Here is a 24,204-nt window from a genome sequence, read left to right on the forward strand (position 1 = left end):
ACTGGACTTATCCCTAAAAAAACAGGCTGGCAGAAGCGCTGCCAGCCTGTCGTTTATTCGTCTTTCGTATACTGATAATTATGTTTTGTTGTTGCTTCGACAGGAGCCTGCTGCCGAAGTGGATGAGGAATCACCGTCAGGGTTATTCCAGCATCAGTAAAAAAGTGCCTACCCACAAAAACAGAATGAATGAAACGCCCATGAATAAGTACTTCACTGATTTTTCTCCAGCAATATCACGCCAGCAATGATTCCGATTGTGCGTTTACCGTTCAGGAACCGCCTGATTTTGGGCTGTTCCGCCAGCCATCGCTGCAATGCAGGCCAATGACGGAATCGGCGCTAATCTACGCCGGGTGAAGGGCGAAGTTCAAGAGGGATAACGCGAGATTCGATGGGAATAGCATTAAAACGCATCCGCCGTTTAGTTTTCATCTGGATTCACTACTGGTGGCTGACCCCATGCTGTTTAGCCGGTTTGATGAACGGGCGTTCACTGCCGGTTCATTAAGGTGTTCAGTGATCCTTAATACCGAAGATTATCGTCGTATTGCCTGCCCTCGTGAGCTGCCATTTTCTCATTCTGTGGAATGGCTCAGCAGGTTGTATGGTGGCAAGTGACAGATATAAAAAGAAAAAATGGTTAAATTATGAAAAAGGAACGGAATGTAAATTGCTGTGCTGAATCAGGATACAAATTAGAAATCCCGTGGTAGGCTGTAAGTCGGTGCTGATATTGTTATAGAATTGTAATGGAAAGGGTGTGGCGGATGGCGGTAATAGGCGATGCTGTCGGTGTCAGTCACCCTGACAGGCAATCAACAGGGAGACACAGAACCTGATGCAGACAACAGAAGTAGACCAGCGTCTGATAGACATCGACCCGCGCCTGACCATGGTGCTGGTGCCGGGATTGCGTGATAGCGATGAAGATCACTGGCAGAGCTACTGGGAACGTCGGTTTCCCTTCTGGCGGCGCATCCGTCAAAAAGAGTGGTATCAGGCGGATCTGGATCGGTGGGTCCTGGCTATCCGTCGTGAACTGGCGACGTGCGACCGGCCAGCGGTGCTGATTGGTCACAGTTTTGGGGCGTTGGCCGCCTGCCACGTGGTCCAGCAAGGCATGGAAGGCATCGCCGGCGTAATGCTGGTAGCCCCCGCTGAGCCGATGCGCTTTGAAATTGAAGACCGAATTCGCCCTGAGCAACTGGCAGTGCCCAGTCTGGCGTTTGCCAGCCACAATGACCCATTGATGACCTTTTCCCGTGCCGAGTATTGGGCGAAAGTCTGGGGCAGTGATCTGGTGGATGTAGGCGAAGGCGGGCATATCAATGCTGAAGCTGGGTTTGGTAAATGGGAGTATGGGCTGCAACGTCTGGCGGCGTTTGGTGAGTACCTGTCGCCTGCCGGTTGATGCAGCAAGGCTCGTACGCAGGCTGATGTACTGTGTGGCATCCCTACCTATCTTCGTCATTGATAGGCTACCAACGCGTTGGTTTGCTTACCTGACGTATAAATTGGCCCATCGCCCGATGGGTCAATGTACCATGAGTTAAGCCAGTGGACGATTTGCCTGCCACCTGGCGTATTTAGCGTATATAACCTGATGAGTCGTCATTAGCACCGAATGGTATGGCGGCTGTTCCTGCAATAAGGTATATCCCTTGTCCTGAGCCGTTACCGATAACGTCGTTGTTACTGGATCGTCGTTACCGGGTATTCGGCTATCGCATGATCGCTCTGGTATCACATTACTGTTCGCTAAAAATACACGGCGGCGGGGCATCACTACCCGTATCAGACCGCCAACAAATTAAGGAAAACGCTATGTCAGGTTTGTTTGATCCTATCCATATTGGTGCTATTCAGGCTGAAAACCGTATTGTCATGGCACCGTTGACTCGAATGCGTGCTTTTGATCAGCGCATCCCAAGCGCGCTGTCGCAGGAATATTACGTTCAGCGCGCCAGTGCTGGGATGATCCTGACAGAGGCTACCGCCGTCACCCCACAGGGTGTCGGCTACCCCAATACCCCAGGCATCTGGTCGGATGAACACATTGAAGGCTGGCGCCGCATCAATGCGGCGGTACACGCGGCAGGCGGCAAAATGGTGTTGCAGATGTGGCATGTGGGTCGCATTTCAGACCCCGTCTATCTGGACGGCGAGTTGCCGGTGGCCCCCAGCGCTATTGCGGCAGAAGGGCATGTGGCGACGATTCGTCCCTATAAACCCTATGTGGTACCACGCGCGCTGGAAACGGATGAAATCCCAGGGATTGTCGAAGACTTTCGTCGGGCGGCGGAAAACGCCAAACGCGCTGGGTTTGATGGGGTGGAAATCCACGCGGCCAACGGTTACCTGTTCGATCAGTTCCTGCATGATGGCTCAAACCAGCGTACTGATCAGTACGGCGGCTCGATTGCCAATCGGGCGCGTTTCCTGTTGGAAACCGTCGATGCCGTGCTGACCGTCTGGCCAGCGGATCGGGTCGGCGTGCACCTGAATACTATGTCTAACACCCATTCTATGCAGGACTCGGAGCCGCAGGCGCTGTTCGGCTATGTGGCAGAACAACTCAATGATCGTAAACTGGCATTTATCTTTGTGCGTGAAGCGTTGGATACCCCACAGCGTATTCTGCCGCTGATCCGTAAAACGTTCCGTGGCGTGGTGATCGCCAACGATGGCCTGACCCGTGACACGGCTGAGCAACTGTTAGTGGATGGCGAGGCGGATGCGGTGTCGTTTGGGCGAATGTATATCGCCAACCCGGATCTGGTTGAACGCCTGCGTTGTGGCGCACCGCTGAATGAACTCAACGGCAACACGATCTATGGATCGGGGGCGGAAGGCTATACCGATTACCCGGTATTGGCGGAATAAAACCAACGAGGAGGCCATCGGCCTCCTTTTTCCTGGTTACGACCTTTACGGCTGAATCACCGCCGTAGTCAGCCGGGCAATGCAGCAGCGCCGCTGACGCTCGTCGAGTATCTCTATTTGCCAGACCTGCGTCTTTCGGCCCAGATGCAGCGGTTGACAGATACCCCGTACCTCGCCTTGTGTAACCGCCCGCAGATGGCTGGCGTTAATCTCTACACCCACCACGCTGGCACCCGGTTCGGTACATAGCCAACCTGCTACCGAGCCGAGAGATTCTGCCAGCACCACCGATGCGCCGCCGTGCAACAGGCCGAATGGTTGCCGGGTACGCTCGTCTACCGGTAGCGTCGCTTCCAGGCTGTTGTCAGTCATGTGGGTAAAGTGAATCCCCAGGTGAGACAACATGCAGTCGTCACTCATCTGATTAAGCATGTCCAGCGTGGTGACGCGTTTCCAGATCAATGTGTGTTTCCTCCATCAAGAGCGAATGCCAACGTCACGCGCCCAGCGTGGCGCCGCCGTCGATCACCATATCCTGTAGCGTGACGTGACCAGCCAAATCGGAGGCCAGAAACAGTACCGTGTCGGTAATGTCGCGTGGGCGGGCAATTTTGCCGAGCGGAATCCCCAGCTTGAACTGTTCAGGAAAACCGGCGATGGTCTGCTGTTCTGAAGCCGGTGAGTGCCACAAGCTGCGTTGCATCGGGGTATCGGTAGAGCCGGGCGAGACCAGATTGCAGCGTACGCCGTAGGGCGCCAGCTCCAGGCCGACAGTCATGCACAGGCTGCGCAACGCCGCCTTAGACGCACAATAGGCTGCCATGCCGACCCGCGGCACATGTGCGGCGTTGGAGCCAATTGAAACAATTGCGCCGCGGCGTTGTTGCTGAAATTGCGGAATCAGTGCCTGAAAAAAGTGAAAGGCACCGCCAGCGTTGACGTTCAGGCAATCCTGCCAGTCTTGCTGGCTGAGCGCTTCGGTCTGGCCCATACGCAGAATCCCGGCACCGTTAATCAGTACATCCAGATGCGGCGTGTGCGCCAGTTGTGTTGCACAGACCTCAGCAACGACAGCGGCATTGCTGATATCCAGTTCGATGGCGCGAAACGGCTGTTCGTCAGCGGAAAAAACGCGGTCAAACCCGGTGACGGTCGCTCCCGCCTCGGTAAAACGACAGGCAATATCATAACCGATGCCGCGCCCGGCACCGGTTACCCACACCTGCTTACCGCTGAAATCCAGCGTGACGCTCATGCTTCCTCCCGTTGAGGCTGGCTCAGCAACTGATGCCAGTGGCGCAGCGTGGGATTTTTCACCAGCGCCACGAAATCAAGGTCATGACCTTGCTGACGCCAGCGGGTGACCAGCGACATGATGCGTACCGAGTCCAGACCATAATCCAGCAGGTTGTCGTCGTCGCTAATGTCGTCGTCATCCAGCAGCGGCAGCAGTTCGGCGCGCAGGCGTGCCAGGCCGGTGTCGGCCTGCGGCACCAGCGCGTTCAGCAATTGCTCGCTGGTCAGGACCCGGCCACAACGACCTGCGGTGTAACGCAGCGCCATCAGATGTTCTTCCTGAGAAAAGTCCGCCAGTGCATCGGCTACCATGAACGGTTTAATATCGCGCATAAACGCATCGGTGGCGGTCGTCAGGCAACCGATATGGGCATACACCCCACAGATAATCAACTGATCGCGGTCTGCGGTTTTCAGCCGTTGTTCCAGATCGGAACGCTGGAAGGCGCTGTAACGCCATTTCACCAGCACGGTGTCGTTGGCGTCCGGCGTCAGGGCGGCAGTGATTTGCTGTTGTTCCGGATGACGGTTCAGGCCCGGTCCCCACATGTCGTTGAGCAGCGCCCGGTCAGCATCGCTTTGTTGGTTGGGTTGGGCAGTATAAAACACCGGGATACCCAGCTGATGGCACGCTTGCCGAATACGCACGACATTGGCGATCAACTGTTCGGTCAGCGGACTGTTTTCTCCCCAGAAATTGAGAAAATAGTTCTGCATATCGTGAATCAGCAAGGCAGCGCGCGAGGCGTCAACCGGCCAGTTAACCTTGTTGACCGGCACCTGCTCGATACCGGGAAGCGGATAGGCGTTTAGTTTTGGAATAGCCATGATTTATTCTCCTGCAGCGGTGGCCGCTACGCGCTGTTGCGCCAGCTGGCGTAGCCGCTGTTTATCGACTTTACCCACCGCGGTTTCCGGCAGAATGGGCAGTTGTTCAAATCGGTCCGGTAATTTGTAGTCGGCGATACCCTGCTCGCGCAGATGACGGCGCAGCGCCGCTGCTTTGAGCGGTTCGCGGGTGACCAGAAACGCGCAGCTTTTCTCGCCCATCATTGCGTCGGGCACCGCCACCAGTGCGGCGTTGATCACCGCTGGGTGACGGAGCAACAGGTTCTCGATCTCTTCGGCGGCGATCTTTTCCCCGCCGCGGTTAATCTGATCTTTTTCGCGCCCCACTACTTGCAGATAGCCATCCGCCTGCTGGATAACCACATCGCCGGAGCAGTAGAAGCCCTGATTGTCAAACACCTGGCGGTTATGTGCCGGGCTGCGGTAGTAGCCGCGGAAGGTATACGGCCCACGCGTCATCAGGCGACCCGGTTCGCCGTGCGGCAGCGGATTACCGGCGGCATCGGCCACCCATACTTCGTCATCGTCGCTGATAGGGCGGCCCTGCGTGGTGAATTGATGGGTATCGTCGTCGTCCAACCGGGTGTAGTTCACCAGCCCTTCCGCCATGCCGAATACCTGTTGCAACTGGCAACCCAGCTCCGCCGGTATGCGTCGCGCCAGCGATTCGCTTAACCGTGCGCCACCGACCTGCAATACGCGCAGGCTCGCCAGCGCGTGACGCTCGCCCGATAACGCCACCGCCTCCAGCCACAGTGTGACGGCGGGTGGCACCAGCGCGGTCAGGGTGATGCGGTGCTGTGCAATCAACGGGAAGCAACTGGCTGGGCTGGGGTCGCTTGCCAGCACCACCGTGCCGCCGGCATAGAACACGCCCAGTGCGCCCGGTGAACTGAGCGGGTAGTTATGGGCGGCGGGCAGAGCGCACAGGAAACGGGTATGGGCGTCAACCTGACAAATTTCTACGCTGCCGCGAATGCTGTAGTAGTAATCGTTGTGAGTGCGGGGAATCAGTTTTGGGGTGCCGGTGCTACCGCCGGAAAGCTGGAAAAATGCCACCTGATCGGCAGGCGTCGGGGTAGCTGGCGTGAGTTCGCCCTCTTCCTGCAACAACTGCGACAGATCCTGTGCTGGGTTGCTGTCGCCGCGCAGGATGACCTGCCGTAGCGATGGACAGCGTTTTTGCAGTTCGTCGATAAAGCGATCATCCGCAAACAATGAATGGCTACGGTCGGCGATTAACAGCGTTGGCGCGATCTGGTCGGCATAGGCGCACAGCTCGCTGCGCTGATGGCTGAACAGGGCGTTGACCGGCACGATGCCTGCACGCAGCAACGCGAAGTAAGTGAGGTAAAATTCGGCGATATTGCCTAACTGCACCAGCGCGGTTTGCCCCGGCGTTATTCCCCGGCGTTGCAGCACGCCAGCCAGTTGCGCCACGCGCTGATTCAACTGGCGGTAACTGAACGTGCGGTCACCGTCGATCAAGGCAATATCGTCATTGTTGGCGTGCCGGGTGAGGATGTCGCCCAGCGGCACATCCAGCCAGTAGCCCCGTTCCCGATAGCGCTGTTCCAGTTCGGGCGGCCAGCGGGTGAATTCAATCATCATGCTGCACACTCCTGATCCTGTCGCAGACCAAATGCACGCAGCATGGTGCTCAATTTAACGCCGGTTTCGTGCCATTCAGACACGGGCTGAGAGTCTGGCACGATGCCAGCGCCGGCAAACAGTCGCACCCGGTTTTGCTGTACTTCGCCGCAGCGAATGGTCACCACCCATTGACCGTTGCCTTGATCATCGCACCAGCCGACGATGCCGCCGAACAGGCCGCGTGTGAACGGCTCCAGTTGGGCGATGCGATCTCGCGCCGCTTCAAACGGCACACCGCACAGCGCCGGGGTAGGGTGCAGCAGGCACGCAATCGACAGCGCATTTTCCCGTGCGTCCAACACGTCGCCTTGAATCCGGGTCGCCAGATGCCACAGCACCGGCGTGCTCAGTAGTTCCGGCGTGTCTGGAATGGTGAGTGTCCGGCAGCGCGGTGCCAGCACCCGGCGGATATCATCGGTGACCAGCCGGTGTTCGTGGCGATCTTTGGCTGAGGCCATCAGCGTACGGCGCAGACGTTGGTCTTCCACCGGGTCGTCGCTGCGACGGGCTGAACCGGCCAACGGTTGCGACACAATCAGGCTACCCTGTTTATGCAGCAGCAATTCCGGGCTGGCGCCCAGCAGTGCGCCCTGTTCCAGCGGCACGTGGAAGTTGTAGCTCCAGGGATTTTGCTGGTTGATCTGTCGCAGCAGGCGGATTGAGTCGAGCGGCTGCTCGGTATCGATATCCAACAGACGAGACAGCACGATTTTATTCAACTCACCGTTACGGGTGGCAGCGACGCCGGCGCTGACCATCTGGCAAAACGCATCGTGACCCGGCACTTCACGTATCCGGCGCGCCCTTATCGGCGTGGCGGGTTGTGTGTCGGGCGGTAGCGTATCGCGTGCGAACCAGTGAGACTGTTGCGGCACGAACAGGCGGGCAGGCTGGCGTTTGTCGAACGGGATAGCGCCCACCAGCAATGGCCGGGCGATACCATCCTGCCTGGCACGGGCAAACAGTGCGTTTACCTGCTGTTGAACGCTGCCTTGCAGGTGGCCGCCATCTGCCACGGGCATCGACAAGGCGGCATAACATCCGCGGGTATGCAGGCTGTTGTCGGGAGACAGAAACAGAAAATCATCGTGCTGAAGCGTGCGAACATCCAGCGATGAAGAGGTGGCTGCGAGCGTTGACACGGGGTTTTCCTTATGTCGGAAGTGGAACAAAATAGTGATGCGCCGGCGTCACCGCAGGGCGGGAAACCCCGCCCTGCTGCCTATTACCAGCTATAGTTGACCGTTGCGACGACAGTACGTCCGCTGCCGTAGAAGCAGGCGGTATCGCTACCGCATGACGCCACGTAGCGCTTGTCGGTCAGGTTGTTGACGTTCAGTTGCACGGTGGTGCCTTTCAACTGCGGTGTGAGTGAACCCAGCTCGTAACGCGCCATCGCGTCGTACAGGGTATAGGCCGGTACTTTGAAGCTCTCGGCGTTATCGCCGTAGGTAGAACCGACATAGCGCACCCCGGTGCCGAGCGTGACGCCTTTCAGCGGGCCGTTCTGGAAGCTGTAGCTACCCCAGGTGGAAGCGGAATGGCGTGGAATAGACGACGGTGCTTTGTTGACCTGGTTGGCGGTGTTGCTTTCCTTAGTGACCGCATCGGTGTAGGTGTACGCCGCTATCAGGCTGATTTCCGGCGTCAGTTGCGTATGTACTTCCGCTTCCGCACCTTGGGATTTCACCTTACCGATCTGCTCCTTGTATTGGGTCACGCTGTTGTACGAGGTGATATTTTTCTGCGTGATATCAAACAGTGAGACGGTCAGCAGCGTATTACTGCCTTTCGGCTGGAACTTGATGCCGACTTCAGTTTGTTCGCCGGTTGTCGGTTTAAACGCAGGTGTGCCGGGTGCGCCGGAGTCCAGGTTGGGTTCAAACGAGGTGCTGTAGCTGACATACGGCGAAATACCGTTATCGAAAGCGTAGAGCAGGCCGGTACGACCGGTGAATTTACTGTCGTCTTGCTGTGTTGACGTACTAGTTATGTGGTTTTGCGTGCGTATTTGGCTCCAGTCATGGCGACCGGACAGCAGCAGGTTCCACTGGTTCCATTCCATCTGGTCTTGCAGATAGACGCCAACCTGATCGAGTTTTTTCTTGTAAGACGTGTCCAGTGCTAGCTGACTGTCGCTGACCAGATAAGAACCACCGTAGCTGGGGTTCGCCCAGTCAAAGTTGTACTGGTCGCCGCGCTTGAGCCAGTAGTTGTAATCGCGATCCTGCCATTTGTAATCCACCCCACTGAGTACAGTGTGTTGGACATCGCCGGTTTCCAGTTTGACCTTAATCTGGTTATCCAGACCGATTTCGTCGGCGTCAAGTTCTTCACGGATCTGACGGCGGGCCAGCGAGGTATCGGAGATTTCCGGGTTACTCGTACTATAAACCAGATACTTGTAGCGCTCCCTCAACTGGGAGTAGCGGAAGTTTTGCTGGAAGGTCACGTTGTCATTGAATGAATGATCAAAAATATAACCGATACCGACCTGCTCGCGTTTTGACCGATTATAGTAGGGGTCGCTGACGTTCAGGTCATAAGGGACATAGCCAGCGCTGGCTTCGGTCACAGTGCCGATTTTAGGCAGGAAGTTGCGAAAGCCCGCCTTAGGATCGTTCTGGTAGCTGGTCAGCAGCGTAAAGCTGGTGTCGCTGTTAGGCAGCCAGGTGATCGCCGGCGCGATGGCGACACGTTTTTCTTTGTAATCCTTGACGAATTCGTCACGGGTGCTGGCGATGCCGTTGAGGCGGTAGAGCAGGGTTTTATCGTCATTGAGTGCGCCGCCAAAATCAAACGCCGCTTCGCCCAGACGCTGATTACCCGCGCTGAATTGCACTTTGTGGATATCTTCTGCCGTCGGGCGTTTGCTGGTCATGCTGATAAGCCCGCCGGGGTTGACCTGTCCATACAATACCGACGCCGGGCCGTGCACCAGCTCTACCCGCTCCAGCAACCAGGGGTCTATTTTCCCCAGTGCTGCACCCTGACCACTCAGGCCATAGCTCAGGCCGTCAAGGAACTTTGGCGCGTAACCGAAGCCGCGGGAAATGACTTCATCGTTACGGTTGGAGGAGCCACGGTAGTTGCTGACCACGCCGCTGGAGTAATTCAGCGCGTCGGACACGGAAGAAACCGCCTGCGCATCCATCTGGTCGCGGGTTACTACGGTGACTGTTTGCGGGGTTTTTATCAGTGGTGTGCTGGTTTTGGTGCCGGAAGCGCTCTCTTTCGCCACGATGCCTTTCAGCGGAGCGGTAACGCTCTCACCAGCCGTGGCGGATACGACCATGGTGTCGGTGCCGCTAGTGGTGTCCGCCGCCTGTGCGTGTGCTGCCACCAGCAAGGTGGAAGCCAGCACGGCTGGCATCGCATTTTTATTTTTTTGCCAAGACTTTAATTTTGCTAATTGGTTATTCCTGGTGCTACGCATCAGTTCTCCCCTCCTGAGAAAGACCTTATTTTTTATATGTTTCAGGTTATATATTCCCGGCCTTGCCGTTCATCTCATTTATCCAGTTAATTAACTTTAAATTCATGCTGTTAATTTTATCTGTCATACATTTTTGACCGGGACATCAGTTTTTTATCCCGACAGACATCGGGATTTACATCTTATTGCAAATGTAAATGGTTCTCAATATTATTTCTCTTGTCTAAGAAATTGTAAGTTCACAAACAAATACATTAGTTCTGTTAATTAAATGTAAGTGAAACGTAAAGGGCAGCCCCAGGAGGTTTTGATGTCGGCAGCACAGCCGTCAGGTTTCGCCGCAACACTTTTGTCATCACCTCAGGCAGGGGAAGACGTTTGGTGGCAACAGATAGCCAGACAGGGAACACCGTTGGTGGAAGCACTGGATGCCGCGCGGGTGCGGGTTACCTTTCTCTGGCGCGACCCGGACGGTGACGAACGCCATTCCGCTATCCGACGGGTGTATGCCGATATCAATGGTGTCACTGATCACCACAGCACCGATCCGCAGAGCCTGGAGCGACTCCCCGGTACTGACATCTGGCACTGGTCGATGGTGATTGAGCATGACTGGCGCGGCAGTTATTCCCTGATCCCGATTGAAGCGGCGCGCTTGCCGCCGGTATTTAGCGACGACGAGCAAGTGCGTAATAAGCAACAACGGGAGTGGTGGTGTTCGCTATTTCCCTGCGCGATTGCTGATCCACTCAACCTGAACCAACCATGGCGAGAACGGTTATCGGCGGCGCATATGCCGGCAGCGTTGCCACAACCGGCCTGGCAGGCGGTGGACAACGGCTCGGCATTGCCGCCGGACGCCACCCGGTTGACGGTGTTTGACTGGAAGAGCGAACAGCTCGACAACCAGCGCCGTATCTGGCTGTACACCACCGGGGTGAGCGATGAACCGGCACAACGGCCATTATGCATTGTGCTGGACGGGCAGAAATGGGCCGACGATACGCCGCTATTTGCCGCACTGGATACGGAAACCGACGCCGGATATTTACCACCCGCGGTCTGGTTGTTTATCGATGCGATTGACGGGGAAACCCGTAGCCGTGAACTGCCGTGCGATGCCGCGTTCTGGCAGGCGGTGCAACAGGAACTGTTGCCGCAGGCAGCGCGCCTGACACCGTTCAGCGACGACCCGGATCGTACGGTGGTAGCCGGGCAGAGCTATGGTGGGCTGGCGGCATTGTACGCCGGTCTGCACTGGCCGCAGCGTTTTGGCCGCGTGTTAACCCAATCCGGGTCGTTCTGGTGGCCGAACCTGCAATTCATCACCGACTTTGATCAGCGCGACACGCTGGAACCCGGTGTGCTGATCACCGAGGTGCGCCAGAGCGGCCAGACGGCATCGCCGCTGGTGATTTTTCAGGAAGCGGGGCGACGCGAGGCGGATATCGCCTTCGTCAATCAACAGATGCATGAGGCGCTGATAGCGGCGGGGCATCAGGTTCACCAGCGTGTGTATGCCGGCGGACATGACACCCTGTGCTGGCGCGGCGGATTGATTGACGGATTTCGCTGGCTGCTGAACAACGACAACGCCCGATAATGCGCGGCAACTCTTATCACATGAGGTAACAACAATGAGTCAGGAACAACTGAATCCGTTTGACGATGATCGTTTGACGTTTCTGGTGCTGGTCAACGAGCAGCAGCAATACAGCCTGTGGCCAGAGTTTGCCGCGGTGCCGGCGGGCTGGCAGGCGGTATACGGGCCGCAATCCCGTGAGGCGTGTATCGCTTATACCGAAACTCACTGGCAGGACATGCGTCCGGCCAGTCTGCGCACCCGCGAAGCCTAACCGGCGTTCCCAGTCAGACTGTTTCCGTTGACGGAGTAAGGAAAACAACGTGTCAGAGCGATTTAACCAGGCGCAGTCACCCAGCACAGCGCAGTTACCCAACATAACACTTGCACCCAACATGGCACTTTCACCCAATCAAGCCGAATTACCTGGCCAGCCTGCATCTTCCCACGAATCAACGCTGACGCCGTCGGTGGATTGGCAGGAACTGCCGCTGGCGGCGGCTCAGCCTGGTATCTGGATGGCCGACCAGATAGCCAGCCAGCCGAATGCCTTTACCGTGGCACATGCGCTGGAACTGAACGGCCCGGTCGATCCGGCTCGCCTGCTGGCGTCCATCCGTCAGGGGCTGGCGGAAGCGGATACGGTACAGGCGCGCTTTGGCCTGAATGATCTCGACGAGCCGGTGCAGTGGCTGCCATCCACACCGGGTGCTGTGGCGATGGACGAACCGGAATGGCTGGATTTCAGCGACCCGGCGCAGGGCGAACACGCCGCCTGGGCGCTGATGCACGCGGATCTGGCGGCACCGTTGCCAGCCGATGGCGGGCAACCGCTGTATCGGCAGGTGATTATGCAGGTGTCGGCGCAGCCGGAACGATGGTTCTGGTATCAGCGCTTTCATCACCTGATGGTGGATGGTTTTAGCTTTGATGCGCTTACCCGGCGGATGGTGACGATTTATAACGCGCTTATCGCCGGTGAAACGCCACAGGCGTCGCCGTTTACGCCGTTTGCCGATGTGGTGGCGGAGTATCAAGCGTGGGAACGCTCGCCCGCCTGTCAGCAGGCGGCGGCGTTCTGGCGCGATCATGCCAGCCAGTTGCCGACACCGGTGTCACTGGCGGCGGACGTGTGTGAGACCGCGCCAGCAGGCACTCGTACGCTGTACCAGCAGGTGACGTTGCCTGCCGCACCGTTTGTTACGCTGGCGGAGCAACGGTTTGGCGGTAAGGTGCAACCGGCTGAAATCGCTATGGCGGCGCTGGCGGTGTACCTCTATCGCATGAGCGGCGAGCCGCGTTTGTCGGTCGGTTTTCCGTTTATGCGGCGGATGGGTTCAGCGGCACTGTGCGCCTGCGGCCCGGTGGTCAACGTGCTGCCGCTGCAATTGACGCTACAACCTGCGATGTCGTTAATCGATGCCGCTCAAATGTTACAGACGGAAATCAAGGCGGTACGGCGTCATCAGCGCTATGAAGCGGAACAGTTGCGGCGTGATCTCGGTCTGGTTGGCGGCAGCGAGGGGTTGTACGGGCCGGTGATTAACTTCAAGGTCTACAACGCCGGGTTGACGCTGGGGAACACGCCGGTAACGACGCACGTGCTGGCGATGGGGCCGGTGGACGACATGGAGTTTACCCTCGGCGTACAGGACGGCGAGTTACAGCTGGAACTGGTCGCCAACCCGGCGCGTTACGACAGCCCCGCCTTGCAGGGGCACGCGCAGCGTCTGCAACACCTGTTGGCGCAACTGGTAGCGCAACCGGATCAGGCCATCGGCGCACTGAACCTGCTCTGCGACAGCGAATGGCGGCATATCGACGGCTGGGGTAGTGGCCCGTGCCTGACGATACCGGCGACGTTGCGCTCAGTACTGGACTGCTTGCAACAACAGGTACAGCAACAGCCGGATGCGCTGGCTGTCGCCTGTGGGCGCGAGCAGCTTAGTTACCACGAGCTGTCGGCGCGGGTGATGCAACTGGCACGCCGGTTGATGGCGCAAGGAATTGGTTCGGGCGATGTGGTGGCGATCGGCGTGCCGCGCTCGGTGTCGTCGGTGGTGGCGATTTTCGCGGTGCTGGCCAGCGGCGCGACTTACATGCCGCTGGATCTGGATTATCCGCGCGAGCGTCTGGCGTTGATGTGCGACGACGCGCGTCCGGCGCTGCTGCTGACCCACAGCGCGGTGCGTGCACAGATGCCGGAATTGCCGCAGGTATTGTGCCTGGATGAGTCCAGCTTGCGGGCCGAGTGCGCCCGGTTGCCCGCCCACCCGGTGACGGATGCGGAACGGCGCGAACCGCTGTGCGGCGACCATCTGGCCTATATGATCTATACCTCCGGCTCTACCGGGAAGCCGAAAGGGGTGATGAGTACCCACGCGGGTTTGCTCAACCTGATGATGTCGCATTCAAGCTTCCTGTTCGGCCCGGCAATCGCCCGTTTCTCACAGCAACATGGCCGCCGTTTGCGTGCCGGACACACGGCGTCATTCTCCTTCGATTCCTCCTGGGAACCGCTATTTTGCATGATGATGGGCAGTGAATTGCACATTTTCGATGAAGAACTGCGTAAAGATGCCTGGGCGCTGGTGCAGCATTTTAATCAGATGCCTGTCGATTTATTGGATATCACGCCGTCATTCTTCACCCAGATGATCGACAGCGGTTTGCTGGAATCGGATAACCATCAGCCTGTTTTCATCATGATTGGCGGCGAAGCGGCCACGCCGCGGCTGTGGCAGCTGATGCGTCAGCATCCGCAGATGGAAATTCATAATTATTACGGACCGTCGGAATACACCATCGATACGCTGGGCGCACGGGTCACGGTGGCGAGTCAGCCGGTTATCGGCCAGCCGGTCGCTAATACCAGAGTCTGGCTGCTGGATAACCAATTGCGCCCGGTGCCGGTAGGGGTACCCGGCGAGCTGTATATCGCTGGGCCGGGGTTGGCGCGCGGCTATTTGCGTCGCCCGGATCTCACTGCTACGCGCTTTGTCGCCTGCCCGTTTGTTCCGGGCGCGGTGATGTATCGCACCGGCGACCTGATGCGCTGGCGTCACGACGGTCAACTGGCGTTTATTGGCCGTGTTGACCATCAGATCAAAGTACGTGGTTTCCGCGTGGAACTGGGTGAAGTGGAAAACGCGCTGGTAGCGCTGGATGAAGTCAGCACGGCGGTGGTGATCGCCGAACCGCTCGGCGCGACGCATCGGCTGATTGGTTATTGCTCGGTGCCGGACGATGCCGCCCGTGAACAACCGGATTGCGCCGCCCGCCTGTTGGCCCAACTGGCAGAACAACTGCCGGACTACATGGTTCCGGCGGTATTGATGGTGATGGCGGAGCTGCCGCTGACCGTCAACGGCAAGATTGACCGTCAGGCGTTGCCGAAACCACAGCAGGCCGCGGCGGTGATAGGACGCGAACCGGCCACCGACGAGGAGCGGTTGATTTGCCAGTCCATCGCCAGCCTGCTGAAGCTGGAGTCGGTCAGCGCGGAGGCGGATTTCTTCGCACTCGGCGGCGACAGTATTTCCGCCATGGGGCTGGGCACACTGTTGCGACGCGCTGGCTGGCAACTAAGACCGAAAACCATTTTCGCCGAACGTACACCGGCGCGTATGGCGCAGGCGATGCAGCCATTGACGGCTGTTGCTGCGCCGGTGCGTACGGTACGGCATGGCGTGGTGGACGGTCTGTCCATCGTGCATAGCTTCGCCCGGCTGGCGGACATCAACCAATTGTTTGCGCACGGCGTATTCCTGTCGGTGCCTGACGCGCTGCAACCAGCACAGCTGGCACAGGCATTAACCGCGCTGGTGCAGGCACACCCGGCGTTAACCTCGCTGACCCGCGACGGGCATCTGGTGATTGAAGCCGCTTCATCGCCGACTGTATCACTACAGTGCGACAGGCTAACCGCACAAGAGCCGGTTGAGGTTGCAGCGGAGCGGGCACTTGAAGCGGCAGTGTCGCGTCTTGACCCGGCGGCAGGCCAGATGATGCAGGCGGTATTACTGCAACGCGATGACCGTGCTTGCGGACTGGTGCTGGTTATCCATCATCTGGTGGTGGATGGCGTGTCGTGGCGTGTGCTGCTACCGGAATTGTGTCAGGCGGCTGAAGCGGCGATGGCTGGTCAACTGACCGTGTTGCCCGCTGAAGAGTGTTCGTTGGTTGACTGGTCTGCCAGCCTGAAAGGGCAGGTAACGGCACGCCGTGCTGAATTGCCGTTCTGGCAATCTGCGCTGGCGGCATCGCTGCCACGGTTGGGGCAGCGGCGTCTCGACCCGTCCCGTGATCAGGAACAGACCCGACAGCAGTCGCGCCGGGTACTGGATGCCGGGCTGACCCATGCGGTGTTGACGACTTTACCGGAACGTTATCAGGCGCGGGTGGATGAGATCCTGCTGGGGGCGCTGACTCTGGCCTGCCAGCGCCGCTTTGGCGTTCAGCCGCTGCGACTGGCGTTGGAATCCCATGGTCGCATTGACACGCCGGAGGGGCTGGATCTTGGTCGTACAGTCGGCTGGCTGACTGCCGAATACCCGGTGTGTATTACTGCGCCAGCTGAACCGGACGCCACGCCGTGGGCTGTGTTGCGGTCAGTGAAAGGGGCGCTGCGGGCGGTGCCGGATCGCGGCATTGGCTATGGCGTGTTGCGTTATCTGGATACACAGAGCGCCGATATACTGGCAGCGCTGGATGCACACGCGCCGGAAATTCTGTTCAACTATCTGGGACGATTCGACGCGAGCGAAGGGCCATGGTCGCCGCGTCGCAGCGAGCGCTATTTCCGCGATGCTTTTGCCGTGGTGCAGGCACCGACGATGCCGCTCAGTCACCCACTGGACATCAATATTTTTGTTGACGAGCAGGGCGAACAGCCACAGTTGGCTATTCACTGGGGATGGGCGCATGGAGTGTTCGATGCTGATGATATCGACGCACTGCATCAAGGGATGACGCAGGCGATTGAGGTGTGGCGAGATCTGGCGGATTGTCCGCCGCTGTCCGATACGCTGGTATCCGCTGACGTGGCGCAGGACGGCGTTAGCGACGCGGTGCTGGAACGCCTGCGTCAGCATTACGGGCCGTTATCGGCGGTGTTGCCGGTGTTGCCGTTACAGCAAGGGTTGCTGTTTCACGCCCAGCTGGCGGAGGCCGCGGGGAGTTATAATTCGCTGACCCGGCTGTTGCTGCGCGGCCCGTTGTCGGTGACGCAACTGAGTCAGGCGCTGGAAGCGGTGGTACGTCATCACCCGCAGCTGGCGGCGCGCTTTGATACCGAACAGGCGTCGGTGCCGTTGCAGGTGTTGCCGGTGCTGCGTGACGACCAGTGCTACTGGCCGCTGGAGAACCAGACGTTACCGGCCATGTCGGCAGATCAGGAAGCTGATGCCTTGCTGGTGCTGGAAAAAGCTGAACTGGCGCGCGACCTGTTCCATCAGCCCTCATCAATGCTACATGCCTTGCTGGTCAGCCACGCGGACGGGGAACGGCATACGCTGTTTCTGAATGCGCATCATCTGGTGGTGGATGGCTGGTCAACCCCAGTGTGCCTGCGCGACCTGTTCACCGCGCTATATCAGGGGAGTTACGCGCTAACGCCGCACCGGGTGGCGTATGCCGACATTATTCGCCAACTGGCGGCCCGTGATGCACAAACGTCGCGTCAGCGCTGGCGTGAGGTGCTGACAGGCGCACGCCCGACGCTGCTGTTTGGCGACGGTCCGCATCATAGCGATGATTCGTATCATGATGAAGTGCGTGAGCTGGAGTTATTGCCGGAGCCGCAACTGGAACACGGGTTACTGGCGCTATGCAGACAGTATGGCCTGACGCTCAACAGCGTAATGCAGGGCATCTGGGGGATGCTGCTCAGTGCCAGCAGCGGCGCGGACGATGTGCTGTTCGGCTCGCCGGTGTCCGGTCGCTTCGGGCAGATTGACGGCATCAGCCAGCAGGTTGGGTTGTTCAGCAATACGCTGCCGGTGCGGGTACGGCTGGATGCATCGCGGGCGTTGCCGCCGCAGTTGGCTGAATTGCAGGCGCAGCAAATCCAGTTGATCGAACATGATGATGTAGGGCTGGGGGAAATCCAGCAACTGGCTGGCACCGGTACGCTGTTCGACACGCTGCTGGTGGTGGAGAATTACCCGGATGGCGATGAACTGAGTCAGCCGGGGCAGGCGCTGCGCTGCGAGGCGGTCAACAATCGCGGCTATACCCACTATCCGCTGACGCTGTTGGTACTGCCCGGCAAGCGGCTGCGATTGTTGATGGAATACCGCGACAGCGTGACGCAGCCGCAGCGGCTGGCACAACGCCTGTTGCTGCTGCTACAACAACTGGTGGCTGAGCCGGAACGCCCGCTGTCGGCCTGGACGTTGCAGTTGCCGGAAGAACAGGCGTTACTGGAGAAGGTCAACCGCACCGAACAACTGGTGCCGCCGGGGACGTTGCATCAGGCATTGGCGGCGCAGGCGCAACGCACGCCGGATCGCATCGCGTTGGTGGATTGGCAGCATCAGTTGACTTACCGTCAGGTTCAACGTCAGACCCGGCTACTGGCTGACCGGTTGATCGACGCTGGGGTGCGCCCCGGCGACATCGTGGCGGTGGCGCTGCCGCGCTCGGTACGCCTGAGCCTGGCGTTGTACGCCATTCTGGAAACTGGTGCCGCCTGGCTACCGCTGGATACCGGCTACCCGGATGAACGGCTGGCGCTGATGGTGGAGGATGCGCAACCTCGCCTGATGATTACCGAAAGCAGTTTGCAATCGCGCTTCGCTGAACTGGCCGATGTGCTGCTGCTGGATACGCTGGCGGATGAACGCCAGTCGCCACGTCACTCGCCGCCACCGGTCGCGGAACAGCAGGCGGCTTACGTCATTTACACCTCTGGTTCCACCGGTCGCCCGAAAGGGGTGGTGGTCGGCCATCAGGCTATCGTCAATCGTTTGTGGTGGATGCAACATCAGTACCCGCTAGCGGCGGATGACGTGGTGTTGCAGAAAACGCCGTGCAGCTTCGATGTCTCGGTATGGGAGTTCTTCTGGCCGTTGATGGTCGGCGCCCGGCTGGTGATGGCGCCGCCGGATGCACACCGTGACCCGGAGGCACTGGTACAGTTGATCAACGACTACGCGGTGACCACCCTGCACTTTGTACCGTCGATGCTGGCGGCCTGGGTGAGCGCGCTGGAAACACGCCCGCGTGCGGAAATCGGCTGTGGCAGCCTGCGGCGGGTATTCTGTAGCGGTGAAGCGTTGTCACGTGAGCTGGCGCTGAATTATCAATCGATGATTGCGGCGCCGTTGCATAACCTGTACGGCCCGACCGAAGCGGCGGTGGATGTCACCTGGCAGCCGGCATCCGGCGAGGCGCTGGAACGCTGTCAGTTGCCGGGCATTCCCATCGGCCTGCCGGTGTGGAACACCCAACTGCGTATTCTGGACGGCGCACTGCGGCCAGTGCCGGTCGGTGTACCGGGCGATCTGTATCTGTGCGGTGTTCAACTGGCGCAGGGGTATCTGCGCAGGCCGGATTTGACCGCCAGCCGTTTTGTGGCGGACCCGTTTGCCCACGGCGAGCGGATGTACCGCACCGGCGATATCGCGCGCTGGCTGGAAGACGGCACGGTGGACTACCTGGGTCGCAGCGACGATCAGTTGAAAATCCGCGGGCAGCGTATCGAACTGGGTGAAATTGAGCAGGTACTGCTGGCGCAGCCCGGCGTGGCGCAGGCGGTGGTTGGTGCACGTGAGCTGGGCGGGAAACCGACTCGTCTGCGCGGTGCCGATGCCCGGCAACTGGTGGCGTGGCTGGTGCCGCAGGCAGAGCACGCGCTGGATATCGCCTCGTTACAACAGGCGCTGTCCCAGCAACTGCCTGCCCATATGGTGCCGGTGAGTTATGTGCTGATGACGTCATTCCCGCTCAGCGCTAACGGCAAGCTGGATCGCAAAGCGCTGCCAGCGCCTGCCGGGCAGCAGGCTGCCGGACGCGCACCGCAAACTGACGGCGAACGGGTGATCGCCGCATTGTTCGCTGAATTGCTGGCGTGCGAGACAGTGTCGGCAGATGACGATTTCTTCGCGCTGGGCGGCCATTCGTTGCTGGCCATGCGGCTGGCTGCCGAGATTCGCCGACAACTGCAACGGTCGCTGACGGTGGGGCAGATTATGGCGGCGCGTAGCGTAGCCAGCATTGCCGCGCTGGTGGAGGGCAATGCTGACAGCAACCACCCGGATGGCAATGGCGAAACGCTGCCGTTGCGTCCCGGTCGTGGATCGGTATTGTTCTGTCTGCATCCGGCGTCGGGATTTGCCTGGCAGTATGCAGGGCTGTTGCGGTATCTGGATGGGGATTATCCGATTGTCGGGTTGCAATCACCACGGCCAGACGGGGTGATTGCCCGCTGCGAATCGGTGGACGAGATGTGTGATCGCCATCTGGCGACCATCCGGCGTATTCAGCCGCAGGGGCCGTATTTCCTGCTGGGTTATTCGCTCGGCGGTACGCTGGCGCACGGCATCGCGGCGCGGTTACGGCAGACAGGTGAAACGGTGTCGTTCCTCGGCTTGCTGGATACCTACCCGCCGGAAGGGCAGGACTGGACCGCGCCGGATGAAGCCGACGCCCGCGAGGAAGTGGAACGCGAACAGGCCGGGTTTATGGCCGACACGCAGGCGGAAGACGACCTGCAACTGCGGGTGGAACGGGAGGCGATGTTTGGCAATATCGTCGCCAACTATCAGGATGCGGTACGGCTACTGTCATCGGCCCGCTCACACCGTTACGACGGTGAAGCCACGCTGTTTGTGGCGGCCCGTACCTTGCCGGTCGATATGGATGTTGACGCCACCTGGGCGCCGTATGTCGGCACACTGACGCAGTATCCCCAGCCTTGCGAGCACGCTGACATTCTGTCGCCGGAATCGCTGGAAAACCTGGGGCCATTGCTGAATAAGCTGCTACATCGATGAGTGGGAACATGGCCGACAGCAGTCGGCCATGGAGGCTGTAGACAACCATCTTAATCGTCAGCAATGGGTCTTTCTGGCGTCAAAAACTGTGCCGAGGTGTTCGTCTTCGCCGGGTGAGCCGCATGGACGCGGCGAAAGCCCGTGCCGTGCCTGGAGCACGTCACGGGCGGCCCGAACAGCGAAGGCGAACGCTGAGGGGACCGCGCCAGCGGCATAGTTTAGCCACCAGCCAGAGGTCAAGGAGAGGCGGCGTTTGAGCCTCTCCTTGTCGTGCGTGCAATGATGTCGCAAAGGGATAACGGATGTCATCAAGCACGAAACCTCTCGCAACTCCAACATAAATCACCAATAACAAAACAACAGCGCTGTTTGTCAACAGCGTCAAGGGGCTGGGTGATGGCGGCCACAGGGGACGATAAGGGGCGTGTGGGAAACCGGGTCGTCGATGATGACGCAGGCCATGCCAAATACCTCCTGCACCAGTTCGGCGGTGATGATATCGGCGGGGGCACCCTGAGCCATTACGCTGCCTGCGCGCATCACGATCAGGTGATCGGCGTAGCGGCAGGCTTGATTGAGGTCATGCAGCACCGCCACCAGCGTGCGGTCGTGTTGCTGATTCAGTTCGCGGAACAAATCGAGCAAATCAATCTGATGGGCGATATCCAGCCAGGTGGTGGGTTCGTCCAGCAATAACAGCGGTGTTTGCTGCGCCAGTACCATCGCAATCCACACCCGCTGGCGCTGACCGCCGGAAAGCTCGTCCACGCTGCGTTCCGCCAGTTCGCTGACGTTGGTCGCCGCCATCGCCTGTTCTACCGCCGTCTGGTCCGCTTCGCTCCACTGACGCAACAGCGTCTGATGCGGATAGCGCCCACGTGCGACTAAATCCATCACGGTGATGTTGTCCGGTACGATAGCGTGCTGCGGCAACAGGCCCAGTTGCCGGGCCAATGTTTTAGTCGGAATACGGTGGATGCTGGTGCCGTCCAGCAAGACATCGCCTGCCATGGGTTTGAGCAGACGGCACAGCGCACGCAGCAGGGTGGATTTACCACAGGCGTTAGGGCCAATGATGACGCTGAATTTTCCAGCCGGTATCGCCACGCTCAAATTTCGGGCAATGATTTTGTTGTCGTAGCCCAGCGTTAACTGCTCGGCATGTAAAAGCTGTGTCATCAGAATCACTCTTTACAGACAAATTAACAGTGCTGATTACCGACGCGATTCACGAATCAGCAGCCAGATTAGATACAACCCGCCGATACTGATCGTTACCGAGCCGACCGGTAACTGTCGGCCAGTAAACAGATGCTGGGCGACAATATCGGCGGCCAGCAACAGCAGCCCTCCCACCAGCGCCGCAGCGCATAACGGCATGGTGCTGGCGCGGGTCAGACGGCGTGCTATCTGCGGCGCGGCCAGTGCGATAAAGGAAATCGGCCCGGCACTGGCGGTCACTACCGCAATCAGCACGATGCCGCACAGCATCAGCCACAATCGACTGGTTTCCGCGTTAACGCCCAGCGCTCTGGCGCTGTCGTCGCCCATTTCCAGCAGTTGCAATCGCCGGATCAGCAGCAACGCTGCCAGCAGTGTCAGTGGAATCAACAACAGCGCGGGTGTTGCTTTGGCCCAGGTCATACCGTTCAGCGAGCCTGCGCCCCACAGCGCGGCGGTCATCACCGTTTCCAGCGCGCCGGTGATCATTAGCCAGGTGTTGAACGCCGACAGTACCGCACTGACCGCGATACCGACGATGATCAGCCGAAAGCCGCTGATTCCCCGTCGCCACGCCAGCAGGTAGACCAGTAGCGCGGTTGCCAGACCGCCGAGCACTGCGCCGCCTGCAATCTGGTAGTAGCTGCCGTGCAGCACAATGATCGTGACCAGCGCGCCGGTATAAGCGCCGGTATTGAAACCAACCACGTCCGGGCTGCCCAGCGGGTTGCGGGTCAGTGACTGGAAAATCGCACCGCTGACGCCAAGCCCGGCACCGAGTAGTAACGCCACCACCGCCCGTGGGGCGCGCCATTGGGTTACCACGGTAACGGTGCTGGCGTCGCCGTGGCCGGCCAGTGCCTGCCATACCGTGAGCGCCGACAGCGGCAGGGTGCCGAGGCTGACTGCCAGCGTCAGCAGCACAGCGCTGCCCAGCAGCAGCGACAGGTTGATCCACAGTGCACGCAATGGCAACTGGCCGCTCATCAAGCCGCCGGGCGCGCGCAGGAACAGGGTTCGGGTAGACATAGCGTGTTTCCTAAGACTTGCGCTGGCGCACCAGCCAGATCAGAACCGGCGCGCCGATAAAGGCGGTGACGATGGAAACCCGCAGTTCACCCGGCACCAGCAGACGACCAATAATATCGGCGCAGAGCAGCAGTATCGGCGCGAACAGCAGCGAATAGATCAGAATCCAGCGTTGATCAGGACCGGCCCAACCGCGCGCGATGTGGGGAATCATCAGACCGACGAACCCAATCGGGCCAGCCAGCGCGGTGGCGGAACCACACAACAGCATTACCGACAGCATCGCCATCATGCGGATCAACGCAACATGGGTGCCGAGTGCGGTGGCGAGATCTTCCCCCATGCTGAGCGTATTCAGCGAACGGGCGGAAAGAAAAGCCAGTGCGCAGCCCAGCAGCACGGTGGGCGTCACCCAGGCAACGTTGCTCAGCGAGCGGATATCCAGCGTACCGGCTTCCCATAAGCGCAACTGATCAAACGCCTGCGGGTTGAGCAGCGACAGTGACGAAGTAAAGCCCGACAACACCGCACTCAGTGCTACGCCAGCCAGCGTCAGGCGTATCGGGTTGACCCGCCCACCACTCAGTGTGCCGATGATCCACACCATCAGGCTGGCTGCCAGTACGCCGAGCCAGGCGAAACCCAGCCACGAGGCTATACCGGTAATGCCGAAGACGCTGATGCCGAGCACGATGGCGAAGCTGGCACCGGCATTGACGCCGAGAATACCGGGGTCAGCCAGCGGATTGCGGGTCAGCGCCTGCATCACCGCGCCGGCGGCACCCAACGCCATTCCCACCAGAATGCCCGCCAGAGTACGCGGCAGACGAGCCTGTAAAACGATGATGCTATCCGGGCCTTGCAGAGTGCCGACCAGACTATGCCAGACGACTTCCGGTGCGATAGCGTGCGCGCCCAGCATCAGGCTGGCGAGACAGATCAAGGCAAGCAGTAGCAGGCAGGGAATAACACCGGCGATACGTCGGCCTGTTAACGATAGCCGCACGCGCGGCAAGCCGGCAGGTATGCTTGCCTGACCGGGAAGATGTGGACGCATTGATAAGAATGGCTTTATTAAAAAATGCATATGATTATTATTATCATTAATATTGTGGCATGACTAGGGTAACATACGGGTTTCGGCAAAGACATTGACCTGAAGCCGGGTTAGCGCCATTTTACTGCGCCGCGCCTTGCCCGATGTGGAATTCTGGCAGTCCGCGAATGGCAGCGGCACTGTGCGACCCATACCGCAT

The 24,204-nt window shown here is 59.2% G+C and carries 16 protein-coding genes and 1 pseudogene; 6 read left to right on the plus strand and 11 right to left on the minus strand.

Annotated features, from left to right (window positions below):
- Nucleotides 1-142 precede the first annotated feature (142 nt).
- The gene (gene ypdK / locus Dpoa2040_RS18495) at nt 143-217 is read right to left on the minus strand and encodes a membrane protein YpdK (RefSeq protein WP_099327210.1); all 75 of its coding nucleotides are present in this window, start codon (nt 215-217) and stop codon (nt 143-145) included.
- A gap of 200 nt (nt 218-417) precedes the next feature.
- Here ypdK and Dpoa2040_RS18300 point away from each other — a divergent pair.
- From Dpoa2040_RS18300 to Dpoa2040_RS01535, 3 genes and pseudogenes are all read left to right on the plus strand, one after another.
- Nucleotides 418-621 (plus strand): annotated as a pseudogene (locus tag Dpoa2040_RS18300) (hypothetical protein); the annotation flags it as partial.
- Between the two features lie 220 nt (nt 622-841).
- Nucleotides 842-1,414 carry an alpha/beta hydrolase gene (locus tag Dpoa2040_RS01530; protein WP_042871888.1) on the plus strand — a complete coding sequence of 191 codons (573 nt, stop codon included), beginning with the start codon at nt 842-844 and terminating at the stop codon, nt 1,412-1,414.
- Between the two features lie 413 nt (nt 1,415-1,827).
- Complete coding sequence (locus Dpoa2040_RS01535; protein ID WP_168640046.1) at nt 1,828-2,886, plus strand: alkene reductase; 1,059 nt, start codon at nt 1,828-1,830, stop codon at nt 2,884-2,886.
- Between the two features lie 45 nt (nt 2,887-2,931).
- Here Dpoa2040_RS01535 and Dpoa2040_RS01540 read toward each other — a convergent pair whose 3' ends face one another.
- The 6 genes from Dpoa2040_RS01540 to Dpoa2040_RS01565 form a co-directional block, all read right to left on the minus strand.
- Nucleotides 2,932-3,348, minus strand: a complete 417-nt coding sequence (locus tag Dpoa2040_RS01540; RefSeq protein ID WP_168640047.1) for a hotdog fold thioesterase — start codon at nt 3,346-3,348, stop codon at nt 2,932-2,934.
- Between the two features lie 34 nt (nt 3,349-3,382).
- Nucleotides 3,383-4,141, minus strand: a complete 759-nt coding sequence (gene dhbA, locus Dpoa2040_RS01545; protein WP_168640048.1) for a 2,3-dihydro-2,3-dihydroxybenzoate dehydrogenase — start codon at nt 4,139-4,141, stop codon at nt 3,383-3,385.
- Nucleotides 4,138-5,010, minus strand: a complete 873-nt coding sequence (locus Dpoa2040_RS01550) for an isochorismatase family protein (protein WP_168640049.1) — start codon at nt 5,008-5,010, stop codon at nt 4,138-4,140. The genes dhbA and Dpoa2040_RS01550 overlap by 4 nt, the downstream gene beginning before the upstream one ends.
- Nucleotides 5,011-5,013: 3 nt before the next feature.
- The gene (locus Dpoa2040_RS01555; protein ID WP_168640050.1) at nt 5,014-6,642 is read right to left on the minus strand and encodes a (2,3-dihydroxybenzoyl)adenylate synthase; all 1,629 of its coding nucleotides are present in this window, start codon (nt 6,640-6,642) and stop codon (nt 5,014-5,016) included.
- Nucleotides 6,639-7,826 (minus strand): isochorismate synthase, encoded by a 1,188-nt coding sequence (locus Dpoa2040_RS01560; protein WP_042871877.1) that lies wholly within the window; start codon nt 7,824-7,826, stop codon nt 6,639-6,641. Before Dpoa2040_RS01560 ends, Dpoa2040_RS01555 begins: the two co-directional genes overlap by 4 nt.
- 83 nt (nt 7,827-7,909) lie before the next feature.
- Nucleotides 7,910-10,120, minus strand: a complete 2,211-nt coding sequence (locus tag Dpoa2040_RS01565; RefSeq protein ID WP_168640051.1) for a TonB-dependent siderophore receptor — start codon at nt 10,118-10,120, stop codon at nt 7,910-7,912.
- A 310-nt stretch (nt 10,121-10,430) separates the two neighbouring features.
- Between Dpoa2040_RS01565 and fes the strand changes: the two genes are divergently transcribed.
- The 3 genes from fes to Dpoa2040_RS01580 all read left to right on the plus strand — a co-directional run bounded on the left by fes (nt 10,431) and on the right by Dpoa2040_RS01580 (nt 20,698).
- Entirely contained in the window at nt 10,431-11,723 is a 1,293-nt protein-coding gene (gene fes / locus Dpoa2040_RS01570) for an enterochelin esterase (protein WP_168640052.1), read from the plus strand.
- A 34-nt stretch (nt 11,724-11,757) separates the two neighbouring features.
- Entirely contained in the window at nt 11,758-11,976 is a 219-nt protein-coding gene (locus Dpoa2040_RS01575; RefSeq protein WP_042871873.1) for an MbtH family protein, read from the plus strand.
- Between the two features lie 121 nt (nt 11,977-12,097).
- On the plus strand, nt 12,098-20,698 hold the full coding sequence (locus tag Dpoa2040_RS01580) for a non-ribosomal peptide synthetase (protein ID WP_246867222.1): 8,601 nt from the start codon (nt 12,098-12,100) through the stop codon (nt 20,696-20,698).
- Between the two features lie 381 nt (nt 20,699-21,079).
- Here the strand turns inward: Dpoa2040_RS01580 and Dpoa2040_RS01585 are convergent, their stop codons facing one another.
- The 4 genes from Dpoa2040_RS01585 to Dpoa2040_RS18465 are packed head-to-tail and all read right to left on the minus strand — an operon-like array spanning nt 21,080 to nt 24,197.
- A complete protein-coding gene (locus Dpoa2040_RS01585) occupies nt 21,080-21,877 on the minus strand; it encodes an ABC transporter ATP-binding protein (RefSeq protein ID WP_168640053.1) in 798 nt (265 codons plus the stop codon).
- 36 nt (nt 21,878-21,913) lie between these two features.
- Nucleotides 21,914-22,948, minus strand: a complete 1,035-nt coding sequence (fepG, locus tag Dpoa2040_RS01590; RefSeq protein WP_042871870.1) for an iron-enterobactin ABC transporter permease — start codon at nt 22,946-22,948, stop codon at nt 21,914-21,916.
- A 10-nt stretch (nt 22,949-22,958) separates the two neighbouring features.
- Nucleotides 22,959-24,035, minus strand: a complete 1,077-nt coding sequence (fepD, locus tag Dpoa2040_RS01595) for a Fe(3+)-siderophore ABC transporter permease (protein WP_128569761.1) — start codon at nt 24,033-24,035, stop codon at nt 22,959-22,961.
- A gap of 33 nt (nt 24,036-24,068) precedes the next feature.
- A complete protein-coding gene (locus Dpoa2040_RS18465) occupies nt 24,069-24,197 on the minus strand; it encodes a hypothetical protein (protein WP_256376373.1) in 129 nt (42 codons plus the stop codon).
- Nucleotides 24,198-24,204: the final 7 nt, after the last annotated feature.

The organism is Dickeya sp. CFBP 2040 (assembly GCF_012273755.1).
GTDB lineage: Bacteria > Pseudomonadota > Gammaproteobacteria > Enterobacterales > Enterobacteriaceae > Dickeya > Dickeya poaceiphila.

What these genes read in the sequence shown, in the direction of transcription:
- Dpoa2040_RS01535 (WP_168640046.1), top strand. Translation starts at nt 1,828, where the DNA reads ATGTCAGGTTTGTTTGATCCTATCCATATTGGTGCTATTCAGGCTGAA.
- Dpoa2040_RS01585 (WP_168640053.1), bottom strand. Translation starts at nt 21,877, where the DNA reads ATGACACAGCTTTTACATGCCGAGCAGTTAACGCTGGGCTACGACAAC.
- Dpoa2040_RS01575 (WP_042871873.1), top strand. Translation starts at nt 11,758, where the DNA reads ATGAGTCAGGAACAACTGAATCCGTTTGACGATGATCGTTTGACGTTT.
- Dpoa2040_RS01550 (WP_168640049.1), bottom strand. Translation starts at nt 5,010, where the DNA reads ATGGCTATTCCAAAACTAAACGCCTATCCGCTTCCCGGTATCGAGCAG.
- Dpoa2040_RS01530 (WP_042871888.1), top strand. Translation starts at nt 842, where the DNA reads ATGCAGACAACAGAAGTAGACCAGCGTCTGATAGACATCGACCCGCGC.
- fes (WP_168640052.1), top strand. Translation starts at nt 10,431, where the DNA reads ATGTCGGCAGCACAGCCGTCAGGTTTCGCCGCAACACTTTTGTCATCA.
- Dpoa2040_RS01555 (WP_168640050.1), bottom strand. Translation starts at nt 6,642, where the DNA reads ATGATGATTGAATTCACCCGCTGGCCGCCCGAACTGGAACAGCGCTAT.
- fepG (WP_042871870.1), bottom strand. Translation starts at nt 22,948, where the DNA reads ATGTCTACCCGAACCCTGTTCCTGCGCGCGCCCGGCGGCTTGATGAGC.
- fepD (WP_128569761.1), bottom strand. Translation starts at nt 24,035, where the DNA reads ATGCATTTTTTAATAAAGCCATTCTTATCAATGCGTCCACATCTTCCC.
- Dpoa2040_RS01580 (WP_246867222.1), top strand. Translation starts at nt 12,098, where the DNA reads ATGGCACTTTCACCCAATCAAGCCGAATTACCTGGCCAGCCTGCATCT.
- Dpoa2040_RS18465 (WP_256376373.1), bottom strand. Translation starts at nt 24,197, where the DNA reads ATGGGTCGCACAGTGCCGCTGCCATTCGCGGACTGCCAGAATTCCACA.
- dhbA (WP_168640048.1), bottom strand. Translation starts at nt 4,141, where the DNA reads ATGAGCGTCACGCTGGATTTCAGCGGTAAGCAGGTGTGGGTAACCGGT.
- Dpoa2040_RS01565 (WP_168640051.1), bottom strand. Translation starts at nt 10,120, where the DNA reads ATGCGTAGCACCAGGAATAACCAATTAGCAAAATTAAAGTCTTGGCAA.